Annotated in this window: 23 protein-coding genes and 1 tRNA gene; 21 read left to right on the forward strand and 3 right to left on the reverse strand. The window is 71.7% G+C overall.

Annotated elements, in window-relative coordinates; all coding sequences use genetic code 11:
• Window positions 1-11: 11 nt before the first annotated feature.
• The 6 genes from rpmA to galE all read left to right on the forward strand — a co-directional run bounded on the left by rpmA (window position 12) and on the right by galE (window position 8,706).
• Window positions 12-266 carry a 50S ribosomal protein L27 gene (gene rpmA, locus IE124_RS01915; protein WP_024756701.1) on the forward strand — a complete coding sequence of 85 codons (255 nt, stop codon included), beginning with the start codon at window positions 12-14 and terminating at the stop codon, window positions 264-266.
• A gap of 126 nt (window positions 267-392) precedes the next feature.
• Window positions 393-1,832, forward strand: coding sequence for a GTPase ObgE (obgE, locus tag IE124_RS01920; RefSeq protein WP_189504089.1), 1,440 nt, complete (start codon window positions 393-395; stop codon window positions 1,830-1,832).
• Between the two features lie 97 nt (window positions 1,833-1,929).
• Complete coding sequence (locus IE124_RS01925; protein ID WP_189504091.1) at window positions 1,930-3,561, forward strand: glycosyltransferase family 2 protein; 1,632 nt, start codon at window positions 1,930-1,932, stop codon at window positions 3,559-3,561.
• A 133-nt stretch (window positions 3,562-3,694) separates the two neighbouring features.
• Window positions 3,695-6,478 (forward strand): CDP-glycerol:glycerophosphate glycerophosphotransferase, encoded by a 2,784-nt coding sequence (locus IE124_RS01930; RefSeq protein ID WP_189504093.1) that lies wholly within the window; start codon window positions 3,695-3,697, stop codon window positions 6,476-6,478.
• Window positions 6,471-7,625 (forward strand): glycosyltransferase, encoded by a 1,155-nt coding sequence (locus tag IE124_RS01935; RefSeq protein ID WP_189504095.1) that lies wholly within the window; start codon window positions 6,471-6,473, stop codon window positions 7,623-7,625. The genes IE124_RS01930 and IE124_RS01935 overlap by 8 nt, the downstream gene beginning before the upstream one ends.
• A gap of 88 nt (window positions 7,626-7,713) precedes the next feature.
• Complete coding sequence (gene galE / locus IE124_RS01940) at window positions 7,714-8,706, forward strand: UDP-glucose 4-epimerase GalE (RefSeq protein ID WP_189504097.1); 993 nt, start codon at window positions 7,714-7,716, stop codon at window positions 8,704-8,706.
• A gap of 121 nt (window positions 8,707-8,827) precedes the next feature.
• On the opposite strand, the gene IE124_RS01945 is transcribed toward galE, so the two are convergent.
• A complete protein-coding gene (locus tag IE124_RS01945; RefSeq protein WP_189504099.1) occupies window positions 8,828-10,366 on the reverse strand; it encodes a DUF6056 family protein in 1,539 nt (512 codons plus the stop codon).
• Window positions 10,367-10,617: 251 nt separating this feature from the next.
• Between IE124_RS01945 and IE124_RS01950 the strand changes: the two genes are divergently transcribed.
• From IE124_RS01950 to IE124_RS01980, 7 genes are all read left to right on the forward strand, one after another.
• Window positions 10,618-11,613 (forward strand): glycosyltransferase family 2 protein, encoded by a 996-nt coding sequence (locus IE124_RS01950; protein WP_189504101.1) that lies wholly within the window; start codon window positions 10,618-10,620, stop codon window positions 11,611-11,613.
• The gene (locus tag IE124_RS01955) at window positions 11,613-12,194 is read left to right on the forward strand and encodes a GtrA family protein (protein WP_370468723.1); all 582 of its coding nucleotides are present in this window, start codon (window positions 11,613-11,615) and stop codon (window positions 12,192-12,194) included. The genes IE124_RS01950 and IE124_RS01955 overlap by 1 nt, the downstream gene beginning before the upstream one ends.
• A 108-nt stretch (window positions 12,195-12,302) precedes the next feature.
• Window positions 12,303-13,406: a glutamate 5-kinase gene (gene proB / locus IE124_RS01960; protein ID WP_189504727.1), complete on the forward strand. Its 1,104-nt coding sequence runs from the start codon at window positions 12,303-12,305 to the stop codon at window positions 13,404-13,406.
• A gap of 136 nt (window positions 13,407-13,542) precedes the next feature.
• Window positions 13,543-14,046: a DUF8830 family protein gene (locus IE124_RS01965; protein WP_189504103.1), complete on the forward strand. Its 504-nt coding sequence runs from the start codon at window positions 13,543-13,545 to the stop codon at window positions 14,044-14,046.
• A gap of 133 nt (window positions 14,047-14,179) precedes the next feature.
• Window positions 14,180-15,463 (forward strand): glutamate-5-semialdehyde dehydrogenase, encoded by a 1,284-nt coding sequence (locus tag IE124_RS01970; protein ID WP_189504105.1) that lies wholly within the window; start codon window positions 14,180-14,182, stop codon window positions 15,461-15,463.
• A gap of 77 nt (window positions 15,464-15,540) precedes the next feature.
• Window positions 15,541-16,104, forward strand: coding sequence for an SCO2584 family spore wall biosynthesis protein (locus tag IE124_RS01975; RefSeq protein WP_189504107.1), 564 nt, complete (start codon window positions 15,541-15,543; stop codon window positions 16,102-16,104).
• Window positions 16,105-16,175: 71 nt separating this feature from the next.
• On the forward strand, window positions 16,176-17,255 hold the full coding sequence (locus IE124_RS01980) for an SCO2583 family membrane protein (RefSeq protein ID WP_189504109.1): 1,080 nt from the start codon (window positions 16,176-16,178) through the stop codon (window positions 17,253-17,255).
• Here IE124_RS01980 and IE124_RS01985 read toward each other — a convergent pair.
• Window positions 17,240-18,346 carry a M48 family metallopeptidase gene (locus tag IE124_RS01985; RefSeq protein WP_189504111.1) on the reverse strand — a complete coding sequence of 369 codons (1,107 nt, stop codon included), beginning with the start codon at window positions 18,344-18,346 and terminating at the stop codon, window positions 17,240-17,242. The genes IE124_RS01980 and IE124_RS01985 overlap by 16 nt on opposite strands.
• Before the next feature lie 128 nt (window positions 18,347-18,474).
• Here IE124_RS01985 and IE124_RS01990 point away from each other — a divergent pair, with 128 nt between their 5' ends.
• The 7 genes from IE124_RS01990 (at window position 18,475) to IE124_RS02020 (ending at window position 22,783) form a co-directional block, all read left to right on the forward strand.
• Window positions 18,475-18,678, forward strand: coding sequence for a hypothetical protein (locus IE124_RS01990; protein ID WP_229832103.1), 204 nt, complete (start codon window positions 18,475-18,477; stop codon window positions 18,676-18,678).
• 85 nt (window positions 18,679-18,763) lie between these two features.
• The gene (locus IE124_RS01995; RefSeq protein WP_189504114.1) at window positions 18,764-18,928 is read left to right on the forward strand and encodes a hypothetical protein; all 165 of its coding nucleotides are present in this window, start codon (window positions 18,764-18,766) and stop codon (window positions 18,926-18,928) included.
• A gap of 52 nt (window positions 18,929-18,980) precedes the next feature.
• The gene (gene nadD, locus IE124_RS02000; protein WP_189504116.1) at window positions 18,981-19,601 is read left to right on the forward strand and encodes a nicotinate-nucleotide adenylyltransferase; all 621 of its coding nucleotides are present in this window, start codon (window positions 18,981-18,983) and stop codon (window positions 19,599-19,601) included.
• A gap of 19 nt (window positions 19,602-19,620) precedes the next feature.
• Window positions 19,621-21,417 (forward strand): LCP family protein, encoded by a 1,797-nt coding sequence (locus IE124_RS02005; protein ID WP_189504118.1) that lies wholly within the window; start codon window positions 19,621-19,623, stop codon window positions 21,415-21,417.
• Between the two features lie 84 nt (window positions 21,418-21,501).
• Complete coding sequence (rsfS, locus tag IE124_RS02010) at window positions 21,502-21,963, forward strand: ribosome silencing factor (protein WP_189504731.1); 462 nt, start codon at window positions 21,502-21,504, stop codon at window positions 21,961-21,963.
• Window positions 21,960-22,613, forward strand: coding sequence for a histidine phosphatase family protein (locus IE124_RS02015; protein ID WP_189504733.1), 654 nt, complete (start codon window positions 21,960-21,962; stop codon window positions 22,611-22,613). The genes rsfS and IE124_RS02015 overlap by 4 nt, the downstream gene beginning before the upstream one ends.
• Before the next feature lie 97 nt (window positions 22,614-22,710).
• Window positions 22,711-22,783 (forward strand) — tRNA-Ala (locus tag IE124_RS02020).
• Here IE124_RS02020 and IE124_RS02025 read toward each other — a convergent pair.
• Window positions 22,765-23,685, reverse strand: coding sequence for a helix-turn-helix transcriptional regulator (locus tag IE124_RS02025; RefSeq protein WP_189504120.1), 921 nt, complete (start codon window positions 23,683-23,685; stop codon window positions 22,765-22,767). The two genes, IE124_RS02020 and IE124_RS02025, sit on opposite strands and share 19 nt — an antisense overlap.
• A 164-nt stretch (window positions 23,686-23,849) precedes the next feature.
• Here IE124_RS02025 and IE124_RS02030 point away from each other — a divergent pair, with 164 nt between their 5' ends.
• On the forward strand, window positions 23,850-25,220 hold the full coding sequence (locus IE124_RS02030) for an MFS transporter (RefSeq protein ID WP_229832025.1): 1,371 nt from the start codon (window positions 23,850-23,852) through the stop codon (window positions 25,218-25,220).
• Window positions 25,221-25,272: the final 52 nt, after the last annotated feature.

A 25,272-nucleotide genomic window follows, 5' to 3' on the forward strand; every position in this document is an offset into this window, starting at 1 on the left:
GGGACTGAGACATGGCACACAAGAAGGGCGCATCGTCCACCCGGAACGGGCGCGATTCCAACGCTCAGCGGCTCGGCGTGAAGCGCTTCGGCGGTCAGGTCGTTTCCGCTGGTGAGATCCTCGTCCGCCAGCGCGGCACCCACTTCCACCCCGGCGCGGGCGTCGGCCGTGGCGGCGACGACACGCTGTTCGCCCTGCTGCCCGGCTCGGTGCAGTTCGGCACCCACCGTGGCCGCAAGGTCGTGAACATCGTTCCGGTCGCCTGATCGGATCTTTGCGGAGGCGGACCTCACTTCCCGTACGGGAAGCGGGTCCGCCTTTCGCGTGTTACTAGATAGACATTCCGTACTTCCCCCGCCTTCGGCCGGGGACCCCCCAATGGAGGCACCACCATGACCACCTTCGTGGACCGCGTCGAGCTGCACGTCGCCGCGGGTAACGGAGGCCACGGCTGCGCCTCCGTTCACCGGGAGAAGTTCAAGCCGCTCGGCGGCCCCGACGGCGGCAACGGCGGCCGCGGCGGTGACGTGACCCTGGTCGTCGACCAGTCGGTCACCACCCTGCTCGAGTACCACCACTCGCCGCACCGCAAGGCCACCAACGGCCAGCCCGGCGCCGGCGACAACCGCTCCGGCAAGGAGGGCCAGGACCTCGTCCTGACCGTGCCGGACGGCACCGTCGTCCTCGACAAGCAGGGCAACGTGCTCGCGGACCTCGTCGGCGAGGGCACCACCTTCGTCGCGGGCCAGGGCGGCCGCGGCGGCCTCGGCAACGCAGCGCTGGCGTCCGCCCGCCGCAAGGCCCCCGGCTTCGCCCTCCTCGGCGAGCCCGGCGAGTCGCGGGACATCGTCCTGGAGCTCAAGACCGTCGCGGACGTGGCCCTCGTCGGCTACCCGAGCGCGGGCAAGTCCTCGCTCATCTCCGTCCTGTCGGCCGCCAAGCCGAAGATCGCCGACTACCCCTTCACGACGCTCGTCCCGAACCTGGGCGTGGTCACGGCCGGCTCGACCGTCTACACGATCGCCGACGTGCCGGGCCTGATCCCGGGCGCGAGCCAGGGCCGCGGCCTGGGCCTGGAGTTCCTGCGCCACGTCGAGCGCTGCTCGGTCCTCGTGCACGTCCTGGACACGGCGACGCTGGAGTCCGACCGCGACCCCGTCTCCGACCTCGACATCATCGAGGAGGAGCTCCGGCAGTACGGCGGTCTCGAGGACCGCCCCCGCATCGTCGTCCTCAACAAGATCGACATCCCGGACGGCCAGGACCTCGCGGACATGATCCGCCCGGACCTGGAGGCACGCGGCTACCAGGTGTACGAGGCCTCCGCTGTCGCCCGTACGGGACTCAAGGAGCTCTCCTTCGCCCTCGCCGGCATCGTCGCCGAAGCGCGCGCCGCCAAGCCGAAGGAGGAGGCGACCCGCATCGTCATCACCCCGAAGGCCGTCGACGACGCGGGCTTCACCGTCACGTACGACGAGGCCGAGGACGTCTACCGGGTGCGCGGCGACAAGCCCGAGCGCTGGGTCCGCCAGACCGACTTCAACAACGACGAGGCCGTGGGCTACCTGGCCGACCGCCTCAACCGCCTCGGCGTCGAGGACCGGCTGATGAAGGCGGGCGCCCGCGCCGGCGACGGTGTGGCGATCGGCACAGAGGACAACGCGGTCGTCTTCGACTGGGAGCCCACGATGATGGCGGGCGCCGAGATGCTCGGCCGCCGTGGCGAGGACCACCGTCTGGAGGCCCCGCGCCCGGCGGCGCAGCGCCGCCGCGACCGGGACGCGCAGCGGGACGATGCACAGCGCGAGTACGACGAGTTCGACCCCTTCTAGCATGTCCGTGGTCGGGGGAGTGCCGCCGACGCGCTCGGCGGCCCTCCCTTCCGGTTCTCCGGTCAGGGGTCCGGTTTGCTCCCGCTACGATGCTCGGATGGTCGAGCCACCCCACGCGGCACGGGTCAGTGTCGTCGTCATCGCGTACAACGACGCCGAGCACGTGGGCGACGCGATCCGGTCCGCCCTCGCGCAGGGCGAGGCCGTCGGTGAGGTCGTCGTCGTCGACGACGCCTCCACGGACGCGACGCCCGACGTGGTCGCCGGCTTCGCCGCCGAGCCGCGTGTGAAGCCGCTGGTCCGCGAGGTCAACAGCGGCGGCTGCGGCACCCCCCGCAACGACGGCATCGCCGCCGCCGTCCACCCGTGGGTCATGCTCCTGGACAGCGACGACGTGCTGGTTCCCGGTGCCGTCGACCGGCTTCTCGCCGTCGCGTCCGACGCGGGCGCGGACGTCGTGACCGGCCTCTGCGTGCGCCGCGAGCTCCCCGAGGGCCGCGAGAAGATCTGGGCAGCCTCGCTGTACGACGTCAACGACGGCGCCACCCTCCCCGGCACCGTCCTCGACAGTGTCGAGGACCACCCCGAGCTGGTCCTCGACACCCTCTCCGTCAACAAGCTCTACCGCCGTGACTTCCTGAACACGCATGCGATCCGCTTCCCCGAGGGCGCCTTCCACTACGAGGACTTCGTCTTCAGCGCCCAGGTCCAGGCCGCGGCGCCCCGGCTCGCCGTCACCGACGTCCCCCTGTACGTCTGGCACGTCCGGCGCCAGGCCGCGAACCTGTCGATCTCGCTGCGCCAGGGCTCCCTGGCGAACTGGGAGCACCGGGTCGCCGCGCACCGCGCCGTCGTCGAGGTCTTCCGCAAGGCCGGGCGTCCCGCGCTCGCGATCCCCGCGCAGACGAAGTTCCTCGACTACGACCTCCCCATGTACCTCCGCGAGCTGCCGCGCCGGCCCGCCGCCTACCGCGCCGACTGGTGGACGGTCACCCGTGACCACGTCGTCGGCTTCGACGACGCGGCGGTTGCCGCCGCCCGGGCGCCGCACCGCTGGCTGCACGCCGGGATCACGGCCCTCGCCGCCGTGCCCGAGGGCCGCGAGCTCACCCGCCTCGCGGAGCTCGCCGCCGGCCGACCGCGGCTCGTCCCTCCGTACCCCCGCTCCGAGGACGGCGCCCCCGTGCTGGCCGCCGCCCCCGCCGACGTACCCCTGGACGGTCTCGACGAGCTGCCCCCGGCCGGGCTGCCCGTCGCCGTGGACGGCGTCGCCACCGTCGGCGGCAGCGCCCGGGTCACGCTGACCGTGCACGAGCTGTACGGCCGGATCGGCGCACTGCACCCCGTCTCCGTGCGGGTCGAGTTCACCGAGCGCGTCTCGGGCCAGAAGCTCCTCGCCGAGGCCGTCCCCCTGCGCCCCTCCGGCGAGGGGTGGACCGCCACCGCGCGGATCCCCAGTGCCCAGCTGCTCCGGGCCGGCCGGCTCGCCTCCTGGTCGCTCGTCGCCGTGCTGCGCTACGCGGACGGCTCGACCGGCCGCGCCGAGGTCAGGACCCCGGACGGCTTCGCCGGCCGGCGGGGCGTGGCCCTCGGCAGGTTCGGCCGCGTCCTGCTCGTCCAGGTCGTGGCCTCGCCGCGCAGGGCCCTGACCCTCCGCCTCACGGGCGGGATGGCGGGCGCCCGCCAGGTGCTGTCCGGACGTATCAGGAGGATCCTGGCAAGACGCTGAGCACCCCCGACGAACGGGAAACCAGTTTCAGAACAATTCCCCCCGGGGGAGTGACTTGGCGGTCGCCGAGGGCGTTCATCAGTCAACTGAGAACGCGCTCTGTACTACCGCATGCCTGTGTGAGAGGACTTGGATGCCGACCACCGACGTCCCCGATGTGAGCGTCGTCGTCATCGTCTACAACGATGAGGAACGGCTCCCGCGAGCGGTCCGGTCCCTACTCGACCAGACCCTGAACAACATCGAAGTGATCATCGCCGACGACTGTTCGACCGATGGCACGGAGCGTGTGGCGCGGGCACTCGAAGCCGCCGACCCGCGCGTCCGGTACGCCCGCCTGGAGCAGAACAGCGGCGGCTGCAGCGCCCCCCGCAACCACGGGATCGCGCTCGCCCGCGCCCCGTTCGTCATGTTCCTCGACAGCGACGACGAACTGCCGCGGCACGCCTGCAAGAGCATGTTGCTCGTCGCCGAGGAGACCGGCGTCGACTTCGTGACCGGCGAGGTCACGCGGTTCTACGAGGCGAACGACACCACGGGCCTGTGGTACCCGCACCTCTTCACCGAGCAGCGGGTCGTGGGCGGCATCGCCGAGGCACCCGAGTACTTCTTCGACCACCTGTCGACGAACAAGCTCTACCGGACCGCCTTCATCCGGGACAACGGCCTCGCCTTCCCCGAGGGCATCCACTACGAGGACCAGCTGTTCTCCGCGCAGGCGTACACGCTCGCGGAGTCCTTCGCCGTCGTGCCGTGGTCGGTCTACACCTGGCGCCTCGCGCCGGAGAGCGTCTCCATCTCGTCGAGCCGCCACAAGATCCAGAACGTTCGCGACCGCATCGGCGTGGCCCGGCTGATCGACGCCTGGCTGGAGGAGCGCGGCGAGACCGGGCTCCGCGCGGAGAAGGACTACAAGTTCCTCCGCCACGACTTCCGCCTCTACCTGGGCGACCTGCCGTTCCGCGACGGCGAATGGATCGCGGAGTTCGCCGCCGAGGTCACCCCCTACCTCGACGAGATCTCCGACGAGACCTACGAGCGGCTCTCGCGCGAGGAGCGCATCTGCCTCCACCTGCTGCGCACCGGCAGGCTGGAGGACGTCGCCGTGGCCGCCCGCCAGTTCGGCCGGCCGCAGCTCGCGCCCCGCGCCGTGACCGAGGTGGACGGCGTCTCCTACTGGGGCGACGTCGCCCCGGCCGACGACACGAGCCGCGCCGAGCTGGACCTCAGCGAGTGGCATCTCCACGACCAGGCCCTCGGCAGCGGCCGCCTGCGGCACGAGCTGACCTCCGTGTCGATGCTCGGCCCGGTCCTGCGCCTGGAGATCCGGACGTACGACCCCGTCGGTCTGATCACCGACGACATCAAGGCGTCGGTCAAGCTGGCCGCCCACAAGACGCCGATGACCGTGCCTCTCACGCTCGTCGCGGACGTCCCGGGACAGTACGTGTCGAAGGCCGAGGTGGACCTGCGCAAGGTCCCCGTCGGCAAGGTCGGCGTGGCGACCTGCCGCCACCCGGTGATCGCCCTGGAGCGCGAGGGCGCACGGCGCACGGACATCCTGCTGGCCCAGCACGACCAGCCCGACTTCCGCGCCACCCTGCGCTACCACCAGTTCGGCATCCACCACCTGCGCGTCCAGGCCGAGCAGAAGGGCGCGGGGCGCCTTGAGGTGACCTGGCAGCGCTCCGGCGTCCTGAAGTCCCTCGAACCGCTCGGCCCCTACGCCCGCAAGACCAAGGCCAAGGTCGGCAAGGTCAAGAAGATCCTCGTCGGCAACGAGGGCAAGGCGACCGCCTACGACGCCGTCGCCAGGCTCCCGCGCAAGCGCGGCCTGGCCGTCTTCGAGGCGGTGGAGGGCCGCGGCTACGCGGACAACCCCCGCTACGTCTACGAGGAGCTCAAGCGCCGCAACCTCCCGATCGACGTCGTGTGGGCCTACTCGGGCAGCCGGGACTCCTTCCCCGACGACGTCAAGCTCGTGAAGCGCGGCAGCTTCGCCTACGGCACCGCGCTGGCCCGGGCCGCGTACTGGGTCGACTCGCACAACCTGCCGTACCTGTACGCGAAGCCCAAGGGCACCCGGTACCTCCAGACCTGGCACGGTCAGACCTTCAAGGCCATGGGCTTCGACGTCCCGTCGCTGCGTGGTGCCGCGGAGACCGAGAAGGAGCGCTTCCGCGCCGCCGTCGGCCGCTGGGACGCGCTCGTCTGTCCGAGCGCCGAGTTCGAGCGGACCTTCGTCCCCGCCTTCGAGGTCGGGGCCGACCTCATCCGCTCCGGCTACCCGCGCAACGACGTGCTCGTGCGCTGGGCCGAGCCGGAGCAGCGGGCCAGGGCGGCCGCCGCCCGCGAGACCCTGGACATCCCCGCCGGCCGCAAGGTGCTGCTCTACGCCCCGACCTTCCGCGACGCGGCCCGCCGCACCGGACAGTCGATCCGGGTGGACTTCGAGGCGCTGGCCCCGTACCTGGCCGACGAGTGGACCATCGTCGTGCGCGCCCACCCGTACGACCGGTTCAAGGTCGATCCGGCACTCGGCCACTTCCTCCGCGACGGTTCGGGCTTCGCCGACGTCAACGACCTGATGCTGGCCTCGGACGCGGTCCTCACGGACTACTCGTCGCTGATGTTCGACTACGCGAACACCGGCCGGCCGATACTGCTGTACACGGACGACTACGAGGACTACAAGGGCGGTGACCGGGGCACGTACTACGACCTCGAGGACATCGCCCCGGGTCCGATGCTGACGACCACCGAGGACCTCGCCGCCGCCGTGCGCGACCTGGAGGGCGTGCGCGAGCGGCACGCCCAGCGCTACACGCGCTTCCAGGAGATGTTCTGCTCGTACGAGACCGGCCACGCGAGCAAACTGGTGGTCGATGCTTTTTTCGAAGGCGGCACCCATGACTGAGGCCTCCCCTGCCCGCAACGTGTTCTTCGTCGGCGTCGACGTCGACTCGATGGGCGGCTCCCAGCGGGTGCTGCACACCCTCGCCCAGGGCATGGGCGAGCGTGGCCACCGCGTCGAGCTGATCGGCATCCGGCCGAGCCCCGAGCCTTTCCCGTACAACTCCACGCGCGCCTACCGCCACGCGACGCTCTACCCGCCGAGCCCGGCGCCCAAGCCGCCGGTGCGGACGGTCGGCGACCGGCTCAGCCTGGCGCGCCGCGCCGACGCCCGCCGGGCGCGGGCCGCCCGCGAGCACGCGCGAGCGGAGATGCAGCGCAGGCTGTCCTCGGTCGAGGACGGCTACATCGTCTTCGGCTCGCCGTGGGCGGCGGACTGGGTCATGCCCATGGAGTGGCAGCACCTGAAGGGCATCGGGCAGTACCACGAGTCCTTCGCGCAGGCCCGGCGCAGCGCCAACCTGGGGCTGATCCGTCGGCACTACCCGGCTCTGGAGCAGACCCTGGTCCTCTCCCAGGGCGACGCGGTCGAGTTCGTCAACCAGCGCGTGCCGAACGTCCGGGTCATGCCGAACCCGCTGCCGTTCTACCCGGACGAACCGGCTCCGCTCGACACCCGCAAGATCGGCGCGGTCGGCCGACTGGACCCGATCAAGCGGTACGACCGGATGATCGAGGCCTTCGCGCAGGCCCACAAGGGGCGCGAGGGCTGGGAGCTGCACCTCTTCGGCGACGGCCCGCTGGAGCAGGAGCTGCGGATGAAGGCCGAGGACCTCGGCGTCGCCGAGCAGGTCGTCCTCCGCGGCACGGTCAAGGACATGGCGGCCGCCTACCGCGAGCTGTCGGTCGTCGCGATCAGCAGTGAGCGCGAGGGCCGTCCGATGGCACTGGCCGAGGCCGCCGCATGCGGTGTGCCGTGTGTGAGCTTCGACGTCTCGGGCGGTGTCCGGGAGCTCGTCGAGGACGGCGTCACGGGCACCCTGGTGCCGCCGGCCGACGTGCCCGGTCTCGCCGCCGCGTTCGGCGAGCTCATGGACGACGCCGGGATGCGGCGGCGGTACGGCGCCGCGGGGCGGGAGCACGTCGCGCGACTGGCGCTGCCGAGCGTCCTCGACCGGTGGGACTCCGTGTTCGCGGAGATAGACCGCTAGATCCCCTCCCGGCAGCCCTCGACGGCCCCCCGGCGGACCCTTGAAGCGGTCCGACGGGGGGCCGCCGGCCTGTGGCTAAACTGTCGGAATGACCTGGCTCATCACCGGCGGCGCCGGATACATCGGTTCCCACGTCGTCAAAGCAATGACCGAGGCCGGCGAGTCCGTCGTCGTGGTCGACGACCTCAGCACCGGCAACCCCGCGCGCGTCCCCGACGGCATCGTCCTGGAGCAGGGCACGGTCCTCGACCGCGACTTCCTCGACCGCGTGCTGCGCGAGCACCGGATCAAGGGCATCGTCCACCTGGCCGGCAAGAAGCAGGTCGGCGAGTCCGTCGAGAAGCCGCTGTACTACTACCGCGAGAACGTGACGGGCCTCCAGGTCATCCTCGAAGCGGCGGCGGCCGCGGGCGTGAAGAGCTTCCTCTTCTCCTCCTCCGCCTCCGTGTACGGCATGCCCGACGTGGACCTCGTCACCGAGGACACCGAGTGCCTGCCGCTCAGCCCGTACGGCGAGACCAAGCTCGTCGGTGAGTGGATGGCGCGCGCCGCCGGCCAGGCGAACGGCCTGTCCACCGCCTGCCTGCGGTACTTCAACGTGGCGGGCGCCGCGGCTCCCGAGCTCGCGGACACCGGTGTCTTCAACCTGGTGCCGATGGTCTTCGAGCGGCTCGATGCCGGCGAGGCCCCGCGCATCTTCGGTGACGACTACCCGACGCCGGACGGCACCTGCATCCGCGACTACATCCACGTCGCCGACATCGCGGACGCGCACCTGGCCGCCGCCCGCGCGCTCGTCGCGGCGGGCGAGGCCGGCGAGACCGCCACGCTGACCCTGAACATCGGGCGTGGCGAGGGCGTGTCGGTGCGCGAGATGGTGAACCTCATCAACGAGATCACCGGCCACAGCGTCGAGCCGCTGGTCACCCCGCGCCGTCCGGGCGACCCGGCGCGCGTGGTCGCCTCGGCGGAGCGCATCGAGTCGGAGCTGAGCTGGAAGGCGCAGCACGACGTCCGCGCCATGATCAGCTCCGCCTGGGAGGGCTGGGGCGCGAACCGGGCGGCCCGCACGGCCGGCTGATCCACAGCACCGAGCAGTACGGAGTGGGGCGTCCCGGGTTCGGCCCGGGGCGCCCCACTCCGCCGTGTCGGGGGTCTTGTCAGCGGTCCTGATCAGGGGTCCGGTGCGCGCCCAGGGGCCCTCAGGGGCGGTGGATGCGGTCCACGCCGTAGTACGTGGCCGTGCACCGCGCCGCCCAGTCCCGCTCGTACGTGCGGGCGAACAGCGGCTCCGTCAGCCCGCCGATGAGGAGCGGCCGGTACGCGACCTCGCGGGCGCCCGCCGCGACCTCGGACCGGATCCGCGCGTTCTGCCGGTCCCAGGCCGTCGCGCGGACCACCGTGCTCGTGGTCAGGTCGTACACCGGCCGCACCAGCGCGGCCGTGCTCCCGACGGCGACCGCGCCCACCGCGACCAGCACCGCGGCGCGGGCGGCGGGCCGCCCGGCCGTCCGGAGCAGGAGTCCCAGCCGGTACCCGCCCCACGTGCCGTACGCGCAGAGGGCGAGCAGCAGCGGGAGCAGGAAGCTCGTCCAGGTCCGCCCGTAGGTCCAGCCCACGTCCCCGTACCCGGTGCGCAGCCCGTAGGTGACGGCCAGGCTCGCGAGGGCGACGAGCGGCAGCGGCAGCAGCACCGCGATCCGGAACAGGCGGCGCGGGGGGAGTCCGACGGCGGGGGCGTGCCCCCTCTTCGTGCGGGAGAGCCACAGACCCAGCAGCACTCCGACGGCGGCGGCGCCCGCGTACGCCCACTGGCCGCCGATCGTCTCCCACACGCGCCACCAGTCGCGGAACGTTTCTCTCAGGAGTGCGAACGACAGCGGCTCCGGCGGATGCTGGGCGCGCCGCCACCGCGCCCCCGGTGACGTCGAGAGCAGGACGAGGCCGACGGCGAGCCCCAGACAGGCCGCCGCGCACCAGGTCGACGCGTACCGGTCCTTCGCCCAGCCGAGTCGGGGCAGGCAGAGAAGACCGGCCGTGACCGCGAACACCCCGGCCACCAGGGCGAAGGGCTCGCTGAGCATGCCGAGCGCCGTCCCGAGAAGCAGCGCCGCGCCGACCGCCGCCGAGCGCTCCCACCCGCGCCCGCCGCGCGCCGCGCGGACGGCGCCGAGTACGGCCCAGAGGGCGATCACGCTCGGCAGGGTGTGGGAGATGGTCGCCGGGGCCCAGAGGAGTACCTGGTACGAGCGGGTGCCGGCGAAGAACAGCAGCGCCGAGAGGAGCGCCGCGGCCGCGGCGAGCAGGACCCGGGAGGGCGGGGGCACGCGCAGGGCGCGCAGCGCCGCGCGGGCGAGGAGGAAGAGCGCGGCGCCGAGCGCCACCACGAGGACGGCGGGCAGCAGTTTCGGCCCCCGCATGTCGTCGGAGTAGGCCAGGCCGGTCAGGAAGGCGTTGGTGACCCGCCCGTTCTGGGTGCGGTAGAAGTCCGCGGTGATGCCCAGGACGCCCATGTCCCGGGCCTTCCACAGGGCGCACCAGTCGTCCGACGTGGGGCGGACGTAGAGCCCGAGGAAGGCGCCGACCGAGAGGAGCGCGCCGGCGCCGGCGGCGACGACGAGCCCGGTCCAGGACAGAGCCCGCCCCGTGCCGTCCGCGCGCTCCGTGTGCCCGTCCTCTTCCTCGTCCTCGTTCCTGCCTGTCAGCGCGCTGCCGTGCTCCGGGGTGGTCGTCCTGCTCACCGGTCTTCGCTCCAGGTGGTCGACATGCGTGGCACGGCGTCTCTATGGGTGACAAATGGGTAAGGATGCCCCGTATATGAATATCTTCCCCGCATGCTTTGCTGCATGGACGACATGCCGACCAGGAGAGGCCACCCGGGCGACGCCCAGCGGTCACCGCCGCTCAGTACCGTGGCCGCGCTGCTCGAAGGAGAGTTCGGTGGCGGTCCCTCAGGACGTAATCTCGCTCAGCCCTCTGGAGTGACCGTTCCATGACCAGGCTTTCCGTCGTCGTCCCCTGCTACAACGAGGAGGACGTCGTCGAGCGGTTCGACGCGCGCATGCGCCAGGTGCTCGACGGCCTCCCGGTCGGCTACGAGATCTGTTACGTGGACGACGGCAGCTCCGACGGCACCCTCGGCAAGCTGCGCGCGATCGCCGCCCGGCACCCGCACCGCACCCAGTACGCCTCCTTCAGCCGCAACTTCGGCAAGGAGGCAGCCATGCTCGCGGGCCTGCGGAAGTCCACCGGCGACGCCGTGGTGATCATGGACGCCGACCTCCAGCACCCGCCCGAGCTCCTCGCTCGCATGCTGGACCTCTTTCACCAGGGCCACGACCAGGTCATGGCGCGGCGCACCCGCGAAGGGGACAAGAAGCTCCGCTCCGCGCTCAGCCGCGTGTACTACCGGGCCGTCAACCGCTGGGTCGACGTGGAACTCACCGACGGGGTCGGGGACTTCCGCCTGCTCTCCCGCCCCGCCGTCGACGCCCTGCTCTCGCTGCCCGAGTACAACCGCTTCTCCAAGGGCCTCTTCTCCTGGATCGGCTTCGACACCGTCACCTTCGACTACCAGAACGCCGCGCGCGAGGGCGGCGAGACGAAGTGGAAGTTCAGCTCCCTGCTCAACTACGGCATGGACGGGCTGATCTCCTTCAACAACCGCCCGCTGCGCATCGCCCTGTGGCTGGGAATGATGCTCAGCGGCCTCGCCGTCCTGTATGCGGCCTGGGTGGCCGTCGCCGCGATCACCCAGGGCGTCACCGCACCCGGATACGTCACCCTGGTCGCGATCATCGTGGGGCTCGGGGGAGTGCAGATGGTGATGCTGGGGCTGATCGGCGAGTACATCGGCCGGATCTACTACGAGACGAAACGGAGGCCGCACTTCCTCGTCAAGGAGACCCACCGCTCCTTCGGGCGCGGAGCCGCCGAGCTGGCCTCCGCCGAACGCATCCGCGTCGTGGCCACCGACCGGGACCACTGATGGCGTCAGGTGGCGAGAGGAACGGGAAGAGCGAGGGCGACGAGGGCCACGAGCGCCGCGAGCGCCACGAAGGAGGCAAGGGGAACGAGGGGAGCGGCCGGCGGGCGGGGCGGGCTCGGCGGGCACGACTGGCCGAGATCTTCCGGTTCGCCCTCGTCGGCGGCGTCAACACCTGCACGTTCTTCGGCTGTTACCTGCTGCTCCACCCCTGGATGCCGTATTTCGCCGCGTACTCCCTCGCCTTCGTCCTCAGCATGGTCGGCTCCTTCTTCCTCAACACCTACTTCACCTACCGCACCCGGCCGACCTGGAAGAAGTTCGCCCTCTTCCCGCTCACCAACGTCACCAACTACCTCGTGCAGAGCGTCGGACTGTACGCGCTCGTCACCTGGGCCGGCATGGACGACAGGATCGCGCCCCTCGTCGCGGCCGTCGTCGCGATCCCGTTCACCTATCTGATCTCCCAGCGGATCCTGGTGCCCCGCGGCAAGGCGGCCGAGGGACCGGACGGTCCGGAGGGCCCCGACGGGTCCGGTCCAGAGAACGGAATGGACGAGCGGCAGCCCTCCCGCCTCGCGTAGATTGCCTGGCAGCCGCGGCGGGGCGCGCGCGGCGCGTGGGACAGCCGAGTGAGGACGACGCAGGTGACGACGCAGGTGACGGGACAGACGGACGTGGCAAGGCAGTACGTGACGGAGGCCCGCAGGATCGTCGTCAAGGTCGGCTCCTCCTCGCTCACCACCGCCTCCGGAGGCCTCGACGCCGACCGCGTCGACGCCCTCGTGGACGTCCTCGCCAAGGTCCGCAGCGGAGGCGAGAAGGAGATCGTCCTCGTCTCCTCCGGCGCCATCGCGGCGGGTCTCGCCCCGCTAGGCCTCACCCGCCGCCCCAAGGACCTCGCCCGCCAGCAGGCCGCCGCCAGCGTCGGCCAGGGCCTCCTCGTCGCCCGCTACACCGCCTCCTTCGCCCGCTACGGCGTCCGCGTCGGCCAGGTCCTCCTCACCACGGACGACACCAGCCGCCGCGCCCACTACCGCAACGCCTACCGGACGCTCGACCAGCTCCTCGCCATGGGTGCGCTGCCCGTCGTCAACGAGAACGACACCGTCGCCACCGACGAGATCCGCTTCGGCGACAACGACCGGCTCGCCGCCCTCGTCGCCCACCTCGTCCGGGCGGACCTGCTCGTCCTGCTCTCCGACGTCGACGGGCTGTACGACGGCGACCCGGCCAAGCCCGGCACGTCGCGGATCGCGCAGGTCACCGGCCCCCAGGACATCGCCCACGTCGAGATCGGCGCTGCCGGCAAGGCCGGCGTCGGCACCGGCGGCATGGTCACCAAGGTCGAGGCCGCCCGGATCGCCGCCGCCGCCGGCGTCCCGGTGGTCCTCACCTCCGCGAGCCGCGCCGCCGACGCCCTCGCGGGCCGCGACACCGGCACCTACTTCCACCCGACCGGCCGCCGCTCCGCCGACCGGCTCCTCTGGCTCGCCCACGCCTCCACCCCGCAGGGCTCCCTGACCCTGGACGACGGAGCCGTACGAGCCGTCGTCGAGGGCAAGAAATCCCTGCTCGCGGCAGGTATCGCGGGTGTCGAGGGCGACTTCGTGGCCGGTGACCCCGTCGAGCTCCGCGACGCGCAGGGCCGGGCCGTCGCCCGCGGCCTCGTCAACTTCGACGCCAAGGAGATCCCCCAGCTCCTCGGCCGCTCCACCCCGGAGCTCGCCAGGGAACTCGGCCCTGAGTACGAGCGCGAGGTCGTCCACCGTGACGACCTGGTCGTCATCCGCTGAAACGGCTGAAAGTACGGCCATCCGGAAGGGACGTTTACCAAAACCGCCCCATCTGCCGCCTCGGGCTGGTCAACTTTGTCTCGGGGGTAAGAGCAAGGCGGGTACAGCACCACACGCATCACACAGGAGGCCGCCGGTGAGACGAGCGCGCCCTGGGGCACCGCCCCGTGGGACTGCCGAACGCGCCCTGACCAGTGTCGAGGCCGGAGCCGACTTCGACGAGGCACGGGACAGGTCCACGGACAGCAAGACCGAGACCACCACCGAGACACGGGAATCACGCGCCGAGGAGCGGCCCCTGTCCAAACTCTGGCACATCACCCTCAGCGTCTCCGGGGCGGAGTCACCGCTGAAGGAGGTGCGACGCGGGCTCGAACAGCTGGCCCATGACCACCCCTTCCTGCTGACCAGCCGCTATGCCAACGACCACGCCGAGATCCGGTACTGGGAAGAGGCCCGCGACCTGCACGACGCCGCGGCCGTCGCCCTGCGCCTGTGGGGCGAGCACCGACAGACCGCGAAGCTGCCGCCCTGGGAGATCGTCGGCCTCGAGGTCATCGACCGCGAGACCTACCACCAGCGGATCGCGGAGGGCTACGGCCCGCCCCCGGCGGCCCCGGTCGGCGTCCACCCCTACTGAGGACCTCCCGGCCCGAGGACGACGTCCCCCACCGAGATCGTCCTCGGCCGAGCCGAGATCGTCCCGGGACGAGTGTGTCTCGGAGTGCGGGATACGTGAGGGATGTCCGCAGGGGTGCCAGTACCCTGCGGACATGACCTCGCTCACGCCCCTCGACAACCTCTCCCCGGTCACCCGGGCCGCCTACCGGGCCCGTGGCGCCGCCGCCGAAATCGCGCCACTCCCGCGCTCGGCCAAGGACGACGCCCTGCTGGCGATCGCGGACGCCCTCGAAGTCCGTACCGCCGAGATCGTCGAGGCCAACGCCGAGGACATCGCCAAGGCCCGCGAGGCCGGCACCGGCGAGGGCATCATCGACCGCCTCACCCTCACCCCGGAGCGCGTCCGGGCCATCGCCGCCGACGTCCGCCACGTCGCCGCGCTGCCCGACCCCGTCGGCGAGGTCGTCCGAGGCTCGACCCTCCCCAACGGCATCGACCTCCGCCAGATCCGCGTACCCCTCGGCGTCGTCGGCATCATCTACGAGGCCCGGCCCAACGTCACCGTCGACGCCGCCGCCCTCTGCCTCAAGTCCGGCAACGCCGTCCTGCTCCGCGGCTCCTCCTCCGCGTACGCCTCCAACACCGCCCTCGTGAAGGTCCTGCGCGACGCCGTCGGCGGCGCCGGACTGCCCGCCGACGCCATCCAGCTCGTCCCTGGGGAGTCCCGCGAATCGGTCCGCGAGCTGATGCGCGCCCGAGGCCTCGTCGACGTCCTCATCCCGCGCGGCGGCGCCTCCCTGATCCGCACCGTCGTCGAGGAGTCCACCGTCCCGGTCATCGAGACCGGCACCGGCAACTGCCACGTCTACGTCGACGCCAACGCCGACCTCGACATGGCCGTGGACATCCTGATCAACTCCAAGGCCCAGCGGCCCAGCGTCTGCAACGCCGCGGAGACACTCCTCGTCCACCAGGACATCGCCGAGGCCTTCCTGCCCCGGGCCCTCGACGCCCTCGCCGAGGCCGGCGTCACCGTCCACGCCGACGAGCGGGTCCTCACCCACGCCCCGGCCTCCAAGGCCACCGTCGTACCGGCCACGCCCGAGGACTGGGAGACCGAGTACCTCTCGTACGACATCGCCGCCGCCGTCGTCGACTCCCTCGACAGGGCCGTGGAGCACATCCGCACCTGGTCCTCCGGTCACACCGAGGCGATCGTCACCACCTCGCAGGCCGCGGCGCGCCGTTTCACCCAGCTGGTCGACTCCACCACGGTGGCCGTGAACGCCTCCACCCGGTTCACGGACGGCGGGCAGTTCGGATTCGGCGCCGAGATCGGCATCTCCACGCAGAAGCTCCACGCCAGGGGCCCCATGGGCCTTCCGGAGCTGACCTCGACCAAGTACATCGTCACCGGCGACGGTCACGTTCGATAACCGGCTTCTTTCGGTACGGGCGGGGAGGGTTCGCACTCTCCCTGCCCAAAACCACCTCCCGGGTCTACTCTGAATCCGTGCCGGACGACGTGGGGGGCACGCCGTTTCCGGACGGCGGGGACCCTGAGGACTCTGTCGACCGCGGAGGCGCAGACGACTACGCCACCGTGGTCTTCGACGAGGCCTTCGTACGGGCCGCCACGGTGCACGAGCCGAGCGCGGTCGAGCGACTTCTCGCAGCAGCCCAGGCCCGCGCGGAGGCCGAATCCGCCCGTACCCGCGCCGCCGTCGGATCCGGGGACGACGACCCCTACGAGGACGGCTACGACCCCGTAGGCCTCACCTACGAGCCCGACGACATCGGCGACGACGCCAGCCCCTACGGCCGCCACGGCGGCGCCCTGCGCCCCTACCGGGGCAGCGCCCGCTGGCACCGGCCCGTCGCCTGGATCCTGGCCCTCCTGATGGGCATCGGCATGGTCGCCCTCGCCTTCAGCGCCGTCTACCGCGGCGCCGTCGCCAACCGCCAGGACCAGATTTCCCCGCCGGCCACGACCGGCGTGGACACCCCGAATCCGGCCCCGGCCCCGCCCGCCGCGTACGCACCCCCGCGGGTGTCCGTCGCCCCCCGTACCCCCTGACGGGCGCACCCGTCCGAAGTTGTCGTACCGCTCGGCGTTTACCGATGCCCCCGCAGACCTACCCTGAAGGTATGGCAGGGCGTGGCGACCCGCCTGAGGGGACACCCGAGGGTCTCCCCGGCGGTGGTGAGGACGAGTACCGATCCGTCGTCTTCGACGAGTCGTTCGTCCGCGCTGCCCGCCTCCAGGAGTACTCCGCCCAGGAGCGGATGGGGGAGTACGCCCAGCCCGTACGGTCCCGGACCGCCCGGGAGGGCAGAACCGGCTCCCGCCAGGCCGTCCTGCTGGTCCTGCTGATCCTTTTGGCCTTCGGCACCGCCATCTACCTCGGCGTCCGCAACCCGTACCAGCCCCCCGCCGACCAGCGGGCCGAACCGCTGCGGACGACCGTGGTCCCGCTCGCCCCGCAGGGCGCCGTCCCGGGCGGGCAGCCCGAGCAGCTCTTCGCCCGCAGCCCCGTCGCCGAGTACCGCACGGGAGCCGCCGGGATCAATCTGCCCGTCGTCGGACGCACCTCCCACTTCGCCGAGAGCCAGGTCGTCACCGCCCTCAGCATCGCCAAGGACTACCTCGTCGCCTCGTCCCTGGAGCCCGACACCCTCTCCGGGACCACCGTGCGGCCCGTCCGGCTGCTGCTCGACCCCGACCAGCTGGAGCAGTTCGACCGGAGCGTCGAGTCACCAGCCGATGACGGACGGCACGCGCTCGCCGCCTGGCTCGTCCGCTTCGACCCGAAGCAGGTCGTGCTCGCCGACTCCGGCACCCGCGTGCAGGGCACGCTCCGCTTCGAGGAGTCCGGCCCGGACACGCTGGACGTCACCGCCGACCACACGTTCACCTACGCCCTGCGCCCGGCCGAAGGCGCGGGACCGGCCGCCGCGGCCTCGCTCTTCACCGTCCACCGCGTGGTGCACTTCCGCTTCGACCGTGAGGACCTGCGCATGCACCGCGCCGAGCTCCTCGCCAGCACGGCGGAGGCCGGGCCGCAGGCCTGCGGCCCCGACTCCACAGGCGCCCTGAAGCCGCTCCTGGCCGGAGCGCGGGCCCCGGAGGCGGGCGGGCCGGCGGTCACCGACCCGTACGCCACGACCAGGCCCGCGGCCCCGTCCCTGTGCGGCGCGCTGGCGCCGAGCGCTCAGCCCTCGCTCTGATCGTCCCCGGTCCCGCCGTCGGCCTCCTTGGTGGTCTGCCCACCGCCCTGCCCGGCGCTCTGGCCGCCGAAGCGGTTGCGCAGCCGCCCGCCCAGGTCGCCCGCGAGGTCACCGGCGCCCCCCGCTATGTCCCCGACGAGCTTGATCAGCGGATCCTTGCTGGTCCGCACCGTCTCGGCGTAGTGCTCGGCCGACTCGCGGAAGGCGTCCGAGACCGAGGTGTCCTTGTCCTCGGAGCGCCGGGGGTAGTGCCCGTCCATGATCCGCTGGTGGTCGCGGCTTTCCGACCACTTCTTCAGCTCCGCGGCCCGCACGGTGGCGAAGGGGTGCGAGCGGGGCAGCACATTGAGGATCTTCAGGACCGAGTCCCGCAGGTCACCGGCCTTCTCGTACTCGTCGGCCTGGGCGAGGAACGCGTCCACGTTCATCTCGTGGAGGTGGTTGCCGCCGGCGAGCTTCATCAGACCGCGCATCGAGGCCTGCACGTCCTGCCCGACGAGGAGCCCGGCCCGGTCGGCGGAGAGCTCCGACTTGCGGAACCACTCGCGCAGCGCCGTCACGATGGCCGTGATCGCCACGGTCCCCAGCGGCACCCAGGCGATCTTGAGCGCGAGATTGGTGAGGAAGAGGAGGATCGTTCGGTACACGGCGTGGCCGGAGAGCGCGTGGCCCACCTCGTGGCCGATGACCGCCCGCATCTCCTCCTCGTCGAGCAGCTCCACCAGTCCGGTGGTGACCACGATGATCGGCTCGTCCATGCCGATGCACATGGCGTTGGGCTTGGGGTCCTGCGTGACGTACATCGACGGGACCTTCTCCAGGTCCAGGATGTAACAGGCGTCCCGCAGCATGTCGTTGAGCTGGCTGAACTGCGCGTCGCTCACCCGGACGGAGTCCGAGAGGAAAAGCAGCCTCAGGCTGCGCTCGGGAAGAAGCCCGCTGAGCGCCTTGAAGGCGGTGTCGAAGCCGCTGAGCTTCCGCAGCGCGACCAGCGCCGAGCGGTCGGCCGGATGTTCGTAGGCCCGCGAGGAGATGCCGGGGAACCGCTTTCGCTGCCTGCTCGGCACGTTCCCCTGGTGGTTCTCGGTCATGGATGCCCCCTGTTCGTACGAGTCGGTGCTCGTCCCCCTGACGGGACCCACCCTAGGCGTTGGCGCTACCGTGTGCCGGAGCCTGTGGATAACTCGGGCACAGCGGACCACCGAGGAGCACGACCGACATGCCGGACACCATCGACGCGACCGCGGCCCTGCTCGCGGCCGCCGCATCGGAAGGCCCCGGGGACACCCTCCGGATCGTGCTGCTCGGCTCGATCGTGGGAGTCGCCCTGCTCGCCTGGTTCCTGCTGCGCGGCTACCGCACCGACGACACCGCCACTCGTACGGACGGCGACGCCAACACCGACGGCGACGCCAACGCCTGAGTCGGCGTGAGAGTGTCCGGACGGCCCGCATACGATGTGCGCGAAGTCTCCGCTCCCATCCCCGATCGAATAGGTCCTGCTGACGATGAGCCTCCACAGCACCGCCGCCAACCTGGTCACGCTCGCCGAGGGCGCCACCGAGCACGGTGGCAACCACGAAAGCCTCAGCCCCTACCTCACCGGCTTCGGCGCCCTCGGGGCGCTGCTCCTGCTGCTGTGGATCACCACGCGCTTCAACCGCGACCGCTGATCCGACGACCGCCGATCGGGCGTCCGCCGCGGTGCCAGTAGGCTCTGCACGCATGGGAGAGCAGGAAGTGTCTACCGGCGGCCGCGGCAAACGCCGACTCGGCGTGATGGGCGGGACGTTCGACCCGATCCACCACGGTCACCTGGTGGCGGCCAGTGAGGTGGCCGCCCTGTTCCACCTCGACGAGGTGGTGTTCGTGCCGACCGGGGAGCCGTGGCAGAAGGGGCACAAGGCCGTGTCCGCGGCGGAGGACCGCTATCTGATGACGGTCATCGCCACCGCGTCCAACCCGCAGTTCTCGGTCAGCCGGATCGACATCGACCGGCCCGGCGCGACCTACACCATCGACACGCTGAGGGACCTGCGCTCTCTCAACAGCGACGCGGACCTGTTCTTCATCACCGGGGCCGACGCGCTGTCGCAGATCCTCACCTGGCGCGACGCCGAGGAGCTCTTCTCGCTCGCGCACTTCATCGGCGTCACCCGGCCGGGCCACGACCTCACCGACGACGGACTGCCCAAGGGCGGCGTCTCTCTGGTCGAGGTTCCCGCGCTCGCGATCTCGTCCACCGACTGCCGGGCGCGGGTCGCCCAGGGCGATCCCGTCTGGTATCTCGTCCCGGACGGTGTGGTGCGCTACATCGACAAGCGCCAGTTGTACCGCGGCGAGTGAGCTTCGGGGAGGGCCACCGGTGAACGACCAGCAGAATCCGTACGATCCGTACTATCCGCAGCCGCAGATCATCGGCTACGACGAGTACGGGCAGCCGGTGTACCAGCCACCGCAGCCACCGCAGCCACCGCAGCCACCGCAGCCACCGCAGCCACCGCAGCCACCGCAGCCACCGCAGCCACCGCAGCCACCGCAGCCACCGCAGCAGCCCGGGCAGCAGCACTACGACCCGTACGGCGGCCCGCAGCAGCAGCCGCAGCAGGCGTACGGCTACGACCCCTACGCCCAGCAGCAGCCCGTCCAGCAGCCTCAGCAGCAGCCGCAGTACGACCCGTACGGGCAGCAGGGCTACGCGTACCCCTCGTACGACACGGACACCGGCCGGCAGTGGGCCGCCCAGGCCGAGCCCGCCCCCGTACAGGCCACGCAGGCGATGCCGGCCGCGCAGACGGCGCAGGCCGCACCCGCCGCTCCCGTCGCTGCCCCGGCCGGTGTCCCCGGTCAGCGGCCCGCGTCCGAGCAGCCCGCCCCGGCCCGGCAGGGCGACGACGACCGGGAGTACCGCACCGAGCAGTTCTCGTTCATCGAGGAGCCCGACGAGGACTCCGAGGACGTCATCGACTGGCTCAAGTTCACCGAGAGCCGATCGGAGCGGCGCGAGGAGGCCAGGCGGCGCGGCCGCAACCGGATCGTCGCGCTCGTCGTCGTCCTCGTGCTCGCCGTCGTGGGTGGTGTCGGCTACCTCTGGTCCGCCGGGATGCTCCCCGGCACCTCCGCCCCGGAGCAGAAGCAGGACACGGCGACCGGCCCGCAGAAGCGCGACACGATCGTCGTCCACCTCCACAACACGAAGGGCGGGGGGACCTCCACCGTCCTGCTCGTCGACAACACCACCACCAAGCAGGGCACCACGATCCTGCTCCCCAACAACCTCACCGTCGCCGACGGCGAGGGTTCCGCGACCACCCTCGGCAAGTCCGTCGAGGACGACGGCTCGGGCGGCACCCGCGAGGCGATCGGCAACCTCCTCGGCGCGAAGATCACCGGCACGTGGCGGCTCGACACCCCGTTCCTGGAGAACCTGGTCGAGCTGGTCAGCGGCATCGAGATCGACACGGACACGGCCGTGCCCGACACGAAGAAGGGCGCGGGGCCGCTCGTCGAGAAGGGCGAGAAGCAGAGCCTGGGCGGCCGCGCGGCCGTCGCCTACGCGACCTACCGGGCTCCCGGCGAGGCCGAGGTCAAGCAGCTCCAGCGCTTCGGCCAGGTCATGTACGGGGTGCTGCGCAAGATCTCCGACGACCCCAAGGCCGCGACGGTCACCGTCGAGTCCCTGGTCCAGATCCTCGACCCCTCGCTCCCGGAGAAGGACCTCGGCGCCTCCCTCGCGAAGCTCGCCGAGCACGCCAAGATCGGCGACCACAAGACCGCCCTGCTGCCGGTCGGGCAGGACGGCACCCTCACCGAGGGCACCAGCGACAGCGTGGTGAAGGACATCCTCGGCGGCAAGGTCTCCGCGCCCGACGCAGGAGACGTCCCGCGGGTCTCCGTGCGGGACGGATCCGGCAAGGACGCGACCGAGGCGGCCCGGGTGGTCCTGATCAACGGTGGCTTCGCCTTCATCGGCGGCGCCGAGGCGGAAACGCAGGAGAAGTCGCAGGTCATCTACGGTGACGAGGCCCAGAAGGTGACGGCGGCCGAGGTCGCCAAGACCCTGGGGCTCCCGGCCGGCTCCGTCGAGAAGGGCAAGCCCTCCGGGACAGCCGCGGTGACCGTCGTCCTGGGCCAGGACTACAAGGCCCCGGGGGCCCGGTAAAGGCCCCGGGATTAAACGTTGGCGGCGTCGTCGGCGGTCCGTGAGACCCTGGAGGGGTACTGGACCGCCGACGAAAGCCTGCTTGTGACCGCCACGGATCGCTCCATCGAGCTCGTCAACGCCGCCGCTCTTGCGGCCGCCGACCGGCTCGCTCACGACATCATCGCGTACGACGTCAGCGATGTGCTGTCGATCACCGACGCCTTCCTGCTCGCCTCCGCCCCCAACGACCGCCAGGTCAAGTCGATCGTCGACGAGATCGAGGAGCGGCTCAACAAGGACCTCGGCGCCAAGCCGGTGCGCCGCGAGGGCGACCGCGACGCCCGCTGGATCCTCCTGGACTACGTCGACATCGTCGTCCACGTCCAGCACAGCGAGGAGCGTGTCTTCTACGCCCTCGAGCGCCTGTGGAAGGACTGCCCCGAGCTCCCGCTGCCCGAGGAAGCCCTGAAGACCCGCGGCAAGGCGGCCGAGCACGCCGCCCTGACCGGTGTCGACCTGGAGGGCTCCGGCCTGCCCGACGGACCGGACGGTGAGCTCAGCTGAGCACCACCAAGGGCGGCAGTGGCCGCCGCATCGTCCTCTGGCGTCACGGCCAGACCTCCTGGAACCTGGAGCGCCGGTTCCAGGGGTCCACGGACATCGAGCTGACGGAGACCGGTGTCGCCCAGGCGCGCCGGGCCGCCCGGCTGCTCGCCGCGCTGAAGCCGGACGCCGTCGTGGCCTCCGACCTGAAGCGGGCGGCGGCCACCGCCGCCGAGCTGGCCGCGCTCACCGGCCACACCGTCGCCCACGACTCCGCGCTGCGCGAGACGTACGCGGGGGCGTGGCAGGGGCTCACCCACGACGAGATCGTCGCCCGCTACGGCGAGCAGTACGCCGCCTGGAAGCGCGGCGAGCCCGTGCGCCGGGGCGGCGGCGAACTGGAGACCGAGGTGGCCGACCGGGCTGCTCCGGTCGTCCTGGAACACGCCGAGAAGCTTCCCGAGGACGGCACGCTCGTCGTCGTGAGCCACGGCGGCACGATCCGCACCACCATCGGCCGGCTCCTGGGCCTGGAGGCCCGGCACTGGGAGAGCCTGGGCGGGCTCTCCAACTGCTGCTGGTCCGTCCTCGGAGAGGGCGCCCGTGGCTGGCGCCTGATGGAGCACAACGCCGGCACGCTGCCCGAGCCGGTCCTCGGCGACGACGACTGAGGCACGTGAGCGGCCTGCCGGACCCGGATTTCACTTTCCGGCAGGTCACAGGCTAAAGTTCATCTTGTTCGCAGCGCAGAGAGCGCAGAGAACACGAGGGGCTATAGCTCAGTTGGTAGAGCGCCTGCATGGCATGCAGGAGGTCAGGAGTTCAATTCTCCTTAGCTCCACAGTCACCGGATCCCGTCCCCAACAGGGGGCGGGATTCGTCGTTTCCACCCAGCGTCCGTATCGCGCGGCGGCTCTCCTCGTCGTTCGGCGTGTACGTCACGATCCGGCACTCCGGCATCCCGTTGACGGAGAGGGAGACCGAGGTCATCCGCATCTCGCCGACCGCCTCGTGACGGAAGGCCTTCACCCGGGTCCCCGGCGGCACGACGTCGCCGCTCCGCCAGAGCCGCGCGAAAACGGGGCTGGCCTCCGCCAGACGCCGCACGAACGCCTCCCACGCGGGCTCGCCCACATGGCGTCCGTACGCGCCCCTCAGCTGGGCCACCATCAGCGGCAGCTCCTGCTCCCGGTCGACCAGGGGGCACGTCGGCTCCGGCGCCGTGAAGAGCGCCCACAGCACGTTGCGTAAACCGAACGGGCCCGTGTCGAGGCCACTGCCTTCCCACAGGAAGAGCCGCTCATAGGTGGTGTTGGTCGCCAGCACGTCGTACCGCGCGTTGTAGAGCACCGCCGGGTGCGGGTCCAGGGCGTCGAGGATCCCCTGGATCTCCGGGCTGACGACCTCGACGTCCGGGGCGGCGCGCTCCGGCGTGTACGGCACCTCGGCCAGGTGGTAGAGGTGCTCGCGCTCGGGCCGGTCGAGGCGGAGTGTGCGGGCGACGGCGTCGAGCACCTGCGCCGAGGCGTTGATCGGGCGACCCTGCTCCAACCACGTGTACCAGGTCACACCGACACCGGAGAGCTGGGCGACCTCCTCGCGGCGCAGCCCCGGGGTGCGGCGGCGCAGCCCCGGCGGCATGCCCACGTCCTCCGGGGTCACCCGGGCCCTGCGGCCGCGCAGGAACGCGGCCAGCTCAGGCCGTCGGCGCGGCTGGATCGGTACAGCTGCCACAGTCGTCACACCCCCATGGTCGGGTCCCCGTGCCGCCGTTGCCAGGTGGTGTCAGTACCAGCATCAGCGGGCTCTCGTTACCCGTATCGGACCGAGGGCACGCTCCTCGCATGCCCTCGACCACAACACGTCCCGTACTCAGTAAAGACGGTGGCACCGACAATCGGCCCGGAATGCTGCTCGCCGTGGTGCTGGCCGCCCAGTTCATGGCGCTCCTCGACGTCTTCATCGTCAACGTCGCCGCACCCACCATCCGCTCCGAACTCTCCGCGTCCGGAGCCGGACTCCAGCTCGTCGTCGCCGGATACACCGTCACCTACGCCGTGTTGCTGATCACCGGCGCCCGACTCGGCGACCTGCTGGGCCACCGCCGGATGTACCTCGGCGGCCTCGCCCTCTTCACCGCGGCCTCCCTGGCCTGCGGACTCGCCGCCGATACCGGCCAGTTGATCGCCTTCCGGATGCTCCAGGGCGCCGGCTCCGCCCTGATGATCCCGCAGGTGCTGAGCCTCATCCAGCGGAACTTCACCGGCGAGGGCCGGGTCCGGGCGCTCGGCGCGTACTCCGCCGTCCTGGCCACCGGCGCCGCCGCGGGCCAGGTCGCCGGCGGCGTCCTCGTCAGCGCCGACCTCTTCGGCACGGGCTGGCGGCCGGTCTTCCTGGTCAACGTCCCGATCGGCATCGCCCTGCTCGCCCTCGGCGCCCGGGTCCTGCCGCGCGACGCCCGCACCGGCCCCGAGCGGACCCGCGGCCTCGACCTGCCCGGACTGCTCCTCCTCGCGGCCGCCGTGGCCCTGCTGACCGCCCCCCTGGTGCTCGGGGAGGAGCAGGACTGGCCGCTGTGGTCGTGGCTCTCGCTCGGCGGCTCCCTGCTGCTCCTCGCCCTGTTCGGCGCGTACGAGTCGAGGCTCGCCCGGCGCGGCGGCGCGCCCCTCATCGCCCCGCGCGTCCTGCGGATTCCCGGTATGGGACGGGCGGTCGTCCGGATCGCCGTGGCGATGGGCGTCAACGCCGGTTTCCTGTTCACCCTCACCCTCCACCTGCAGGGCGGGCTCGGTCACAGCGCCCTGCGCGCCGGACTCACCTTCGGCCCCGCCGCCGTCGCGTTCGGCGTCGTCGGACTGACCTGGCGGCGCTGGCCGGACCGGGTGCAACGTGCGCTGGTCCCGGGCGGATTCCTGCTCACGGCGGGCGCCTCGATCGCCCTCGGCCGGTCCCTCGCGGACGGCGGCACGGGCGGCTGGGGTCTCTACCCGGCCCTGTGCGGCATGGGCGTGGGCATCGCCCTGGCCTTCAGCCCCGCCCTGACCGGCGCGCTGGCCACCGTACGGCCCGAGGACGCCGCCGATGCCAGCGGACTGCTCGTCACCGTCACCCAGCTCGGCCAGCTCGTCGGAGTCGCCGCCTTCGGCACTCTCTTCCTGGGCCGGGTGACGGCCACCGGAGCGCAGACGTCCGCCGACGCGTTCCGGGCGACCGCCCTCGCCCTGGCCGTCGCGGCGGTCGTGGGCGCCCTGGCCGGGCTGCCCCGGCGAGCGCGCTGACCCTCTTGCGGGGCCATGGCAGAATCGGACGGCCGGAGGGGGACGAGAATCC

It is taken from the genome of Streptomyces narbonensis (assembly GCF_014649015.1).
In the GTDB taxonomy this organism is placed as follows: Bacteria; Actinomycetota; Actinomycetes; order Streptomycetales; family Streptomycetaceae; genus Streptomyces; species Streptomyces narbonensis.

Bases quoted from the DNA above. Each gene is read 5' to 3' on its own strand.
- IE124_RS01990 (WP_229832103.1), top strand. From the start codon at position 18,475: ATGCCGGACACCATCGACGCGACCGCGGCCCTGCTCGCGGCCGCCGCA.
- rpmA (WP_024756701.1), top strand. From the start codon at position 12: ATGGCACACAAGAAGGGCGCATCGTCCACCCGGAACGGGCGCGATTCC.
- galE (WP_189504097.1), top strand. From the start codon at position 7,714: ATGACCTGGCTCATCACCGGCGGCGCCGGATACATCGGTTCCCACGTC.
- obgE (WP_189504089.1), top strand. From the start codon at position 393: ATGACCACCTTCGTGGACCGCGTCGAGCTGCACGTCGCCGCGGGTAAC.
- IE124_RS01970 (WP_189504105.1), top strand. From the start codon at position 14,180: ATGACCTCGCTCACGCCCCTCGACAACCTCTCCCCGGTCACCCGGGCC.
- IE124_RS01995 (WP_189504114.1), top strand. From the start codon at position 18,764: ATGAGCCTCCACAGCACCGCCGCCAACCTGGTCACGCTCGCCGAGGGC.
- IE124_RS01935 (WP_189504095.1), top strand. From the start codon at position 6,471: ATGACTGAGGCCTCCCCTGCCCGCAACGTGTTCTTCGTCGGCGTCGAC.
- IE124_RS01925 (WP_189504091.1), top strand. From the start codon at position 1,930: ATGGTCGAGCCACCCCACGCGGCACGGGTCAGTGTCGTCGTCATCGCG.
- IE124_RS01955 (WP_370468723.1), top strand. From the start codon at position 11,613: ATGGCGTCAGGTGGCGAGAGGAACGGGAAGAGCGAGGGCGACGAGGGC.
- IE124_RS01950 (WP_189504101.1), top strand. From the start codon at position 10,618: ATGACCAGGCTTTCCGTCGTCGTCCCCTGCTACAACGAGGAGGACGTC.
- IE124_RS01930 (WP_189504093.1), top strand. From the start codon at position 3,695: ATGCCGACCACCGACGTCCCCGATGTGAGCGTCGTCGTCATCGTCTAC.
- nadD (WP_189504116.1), top strand. From the start codon at position 18,981: ATGGGAGAGCAGGAAGTGTCTACCGGCGGCCGCGGCAAACGCCGACTC.
- IE124_RS02030 (WP_229832025.1), top strand. From the start codon at position 23,850: ATGCTGCTCGCCGTGGTGCTGGCCGCCCAGTTCATGGCGCTCCTCGAC.
- IE124_RS01985 (WP_189504111.1), bottom strand. From the start codon at position 18,346: ATGACCGAGAACCACCAGGGGAACGTGCCGAGCAGGCAGCGAAAGCGG.
- IE124_RS01980 (WP_189504109.1), top strand. From the start codon at position 16,176: ATGGCAGGGCGTGGCGACCCGCCTGAGGGGACACCCGAGGGTCTCCCC.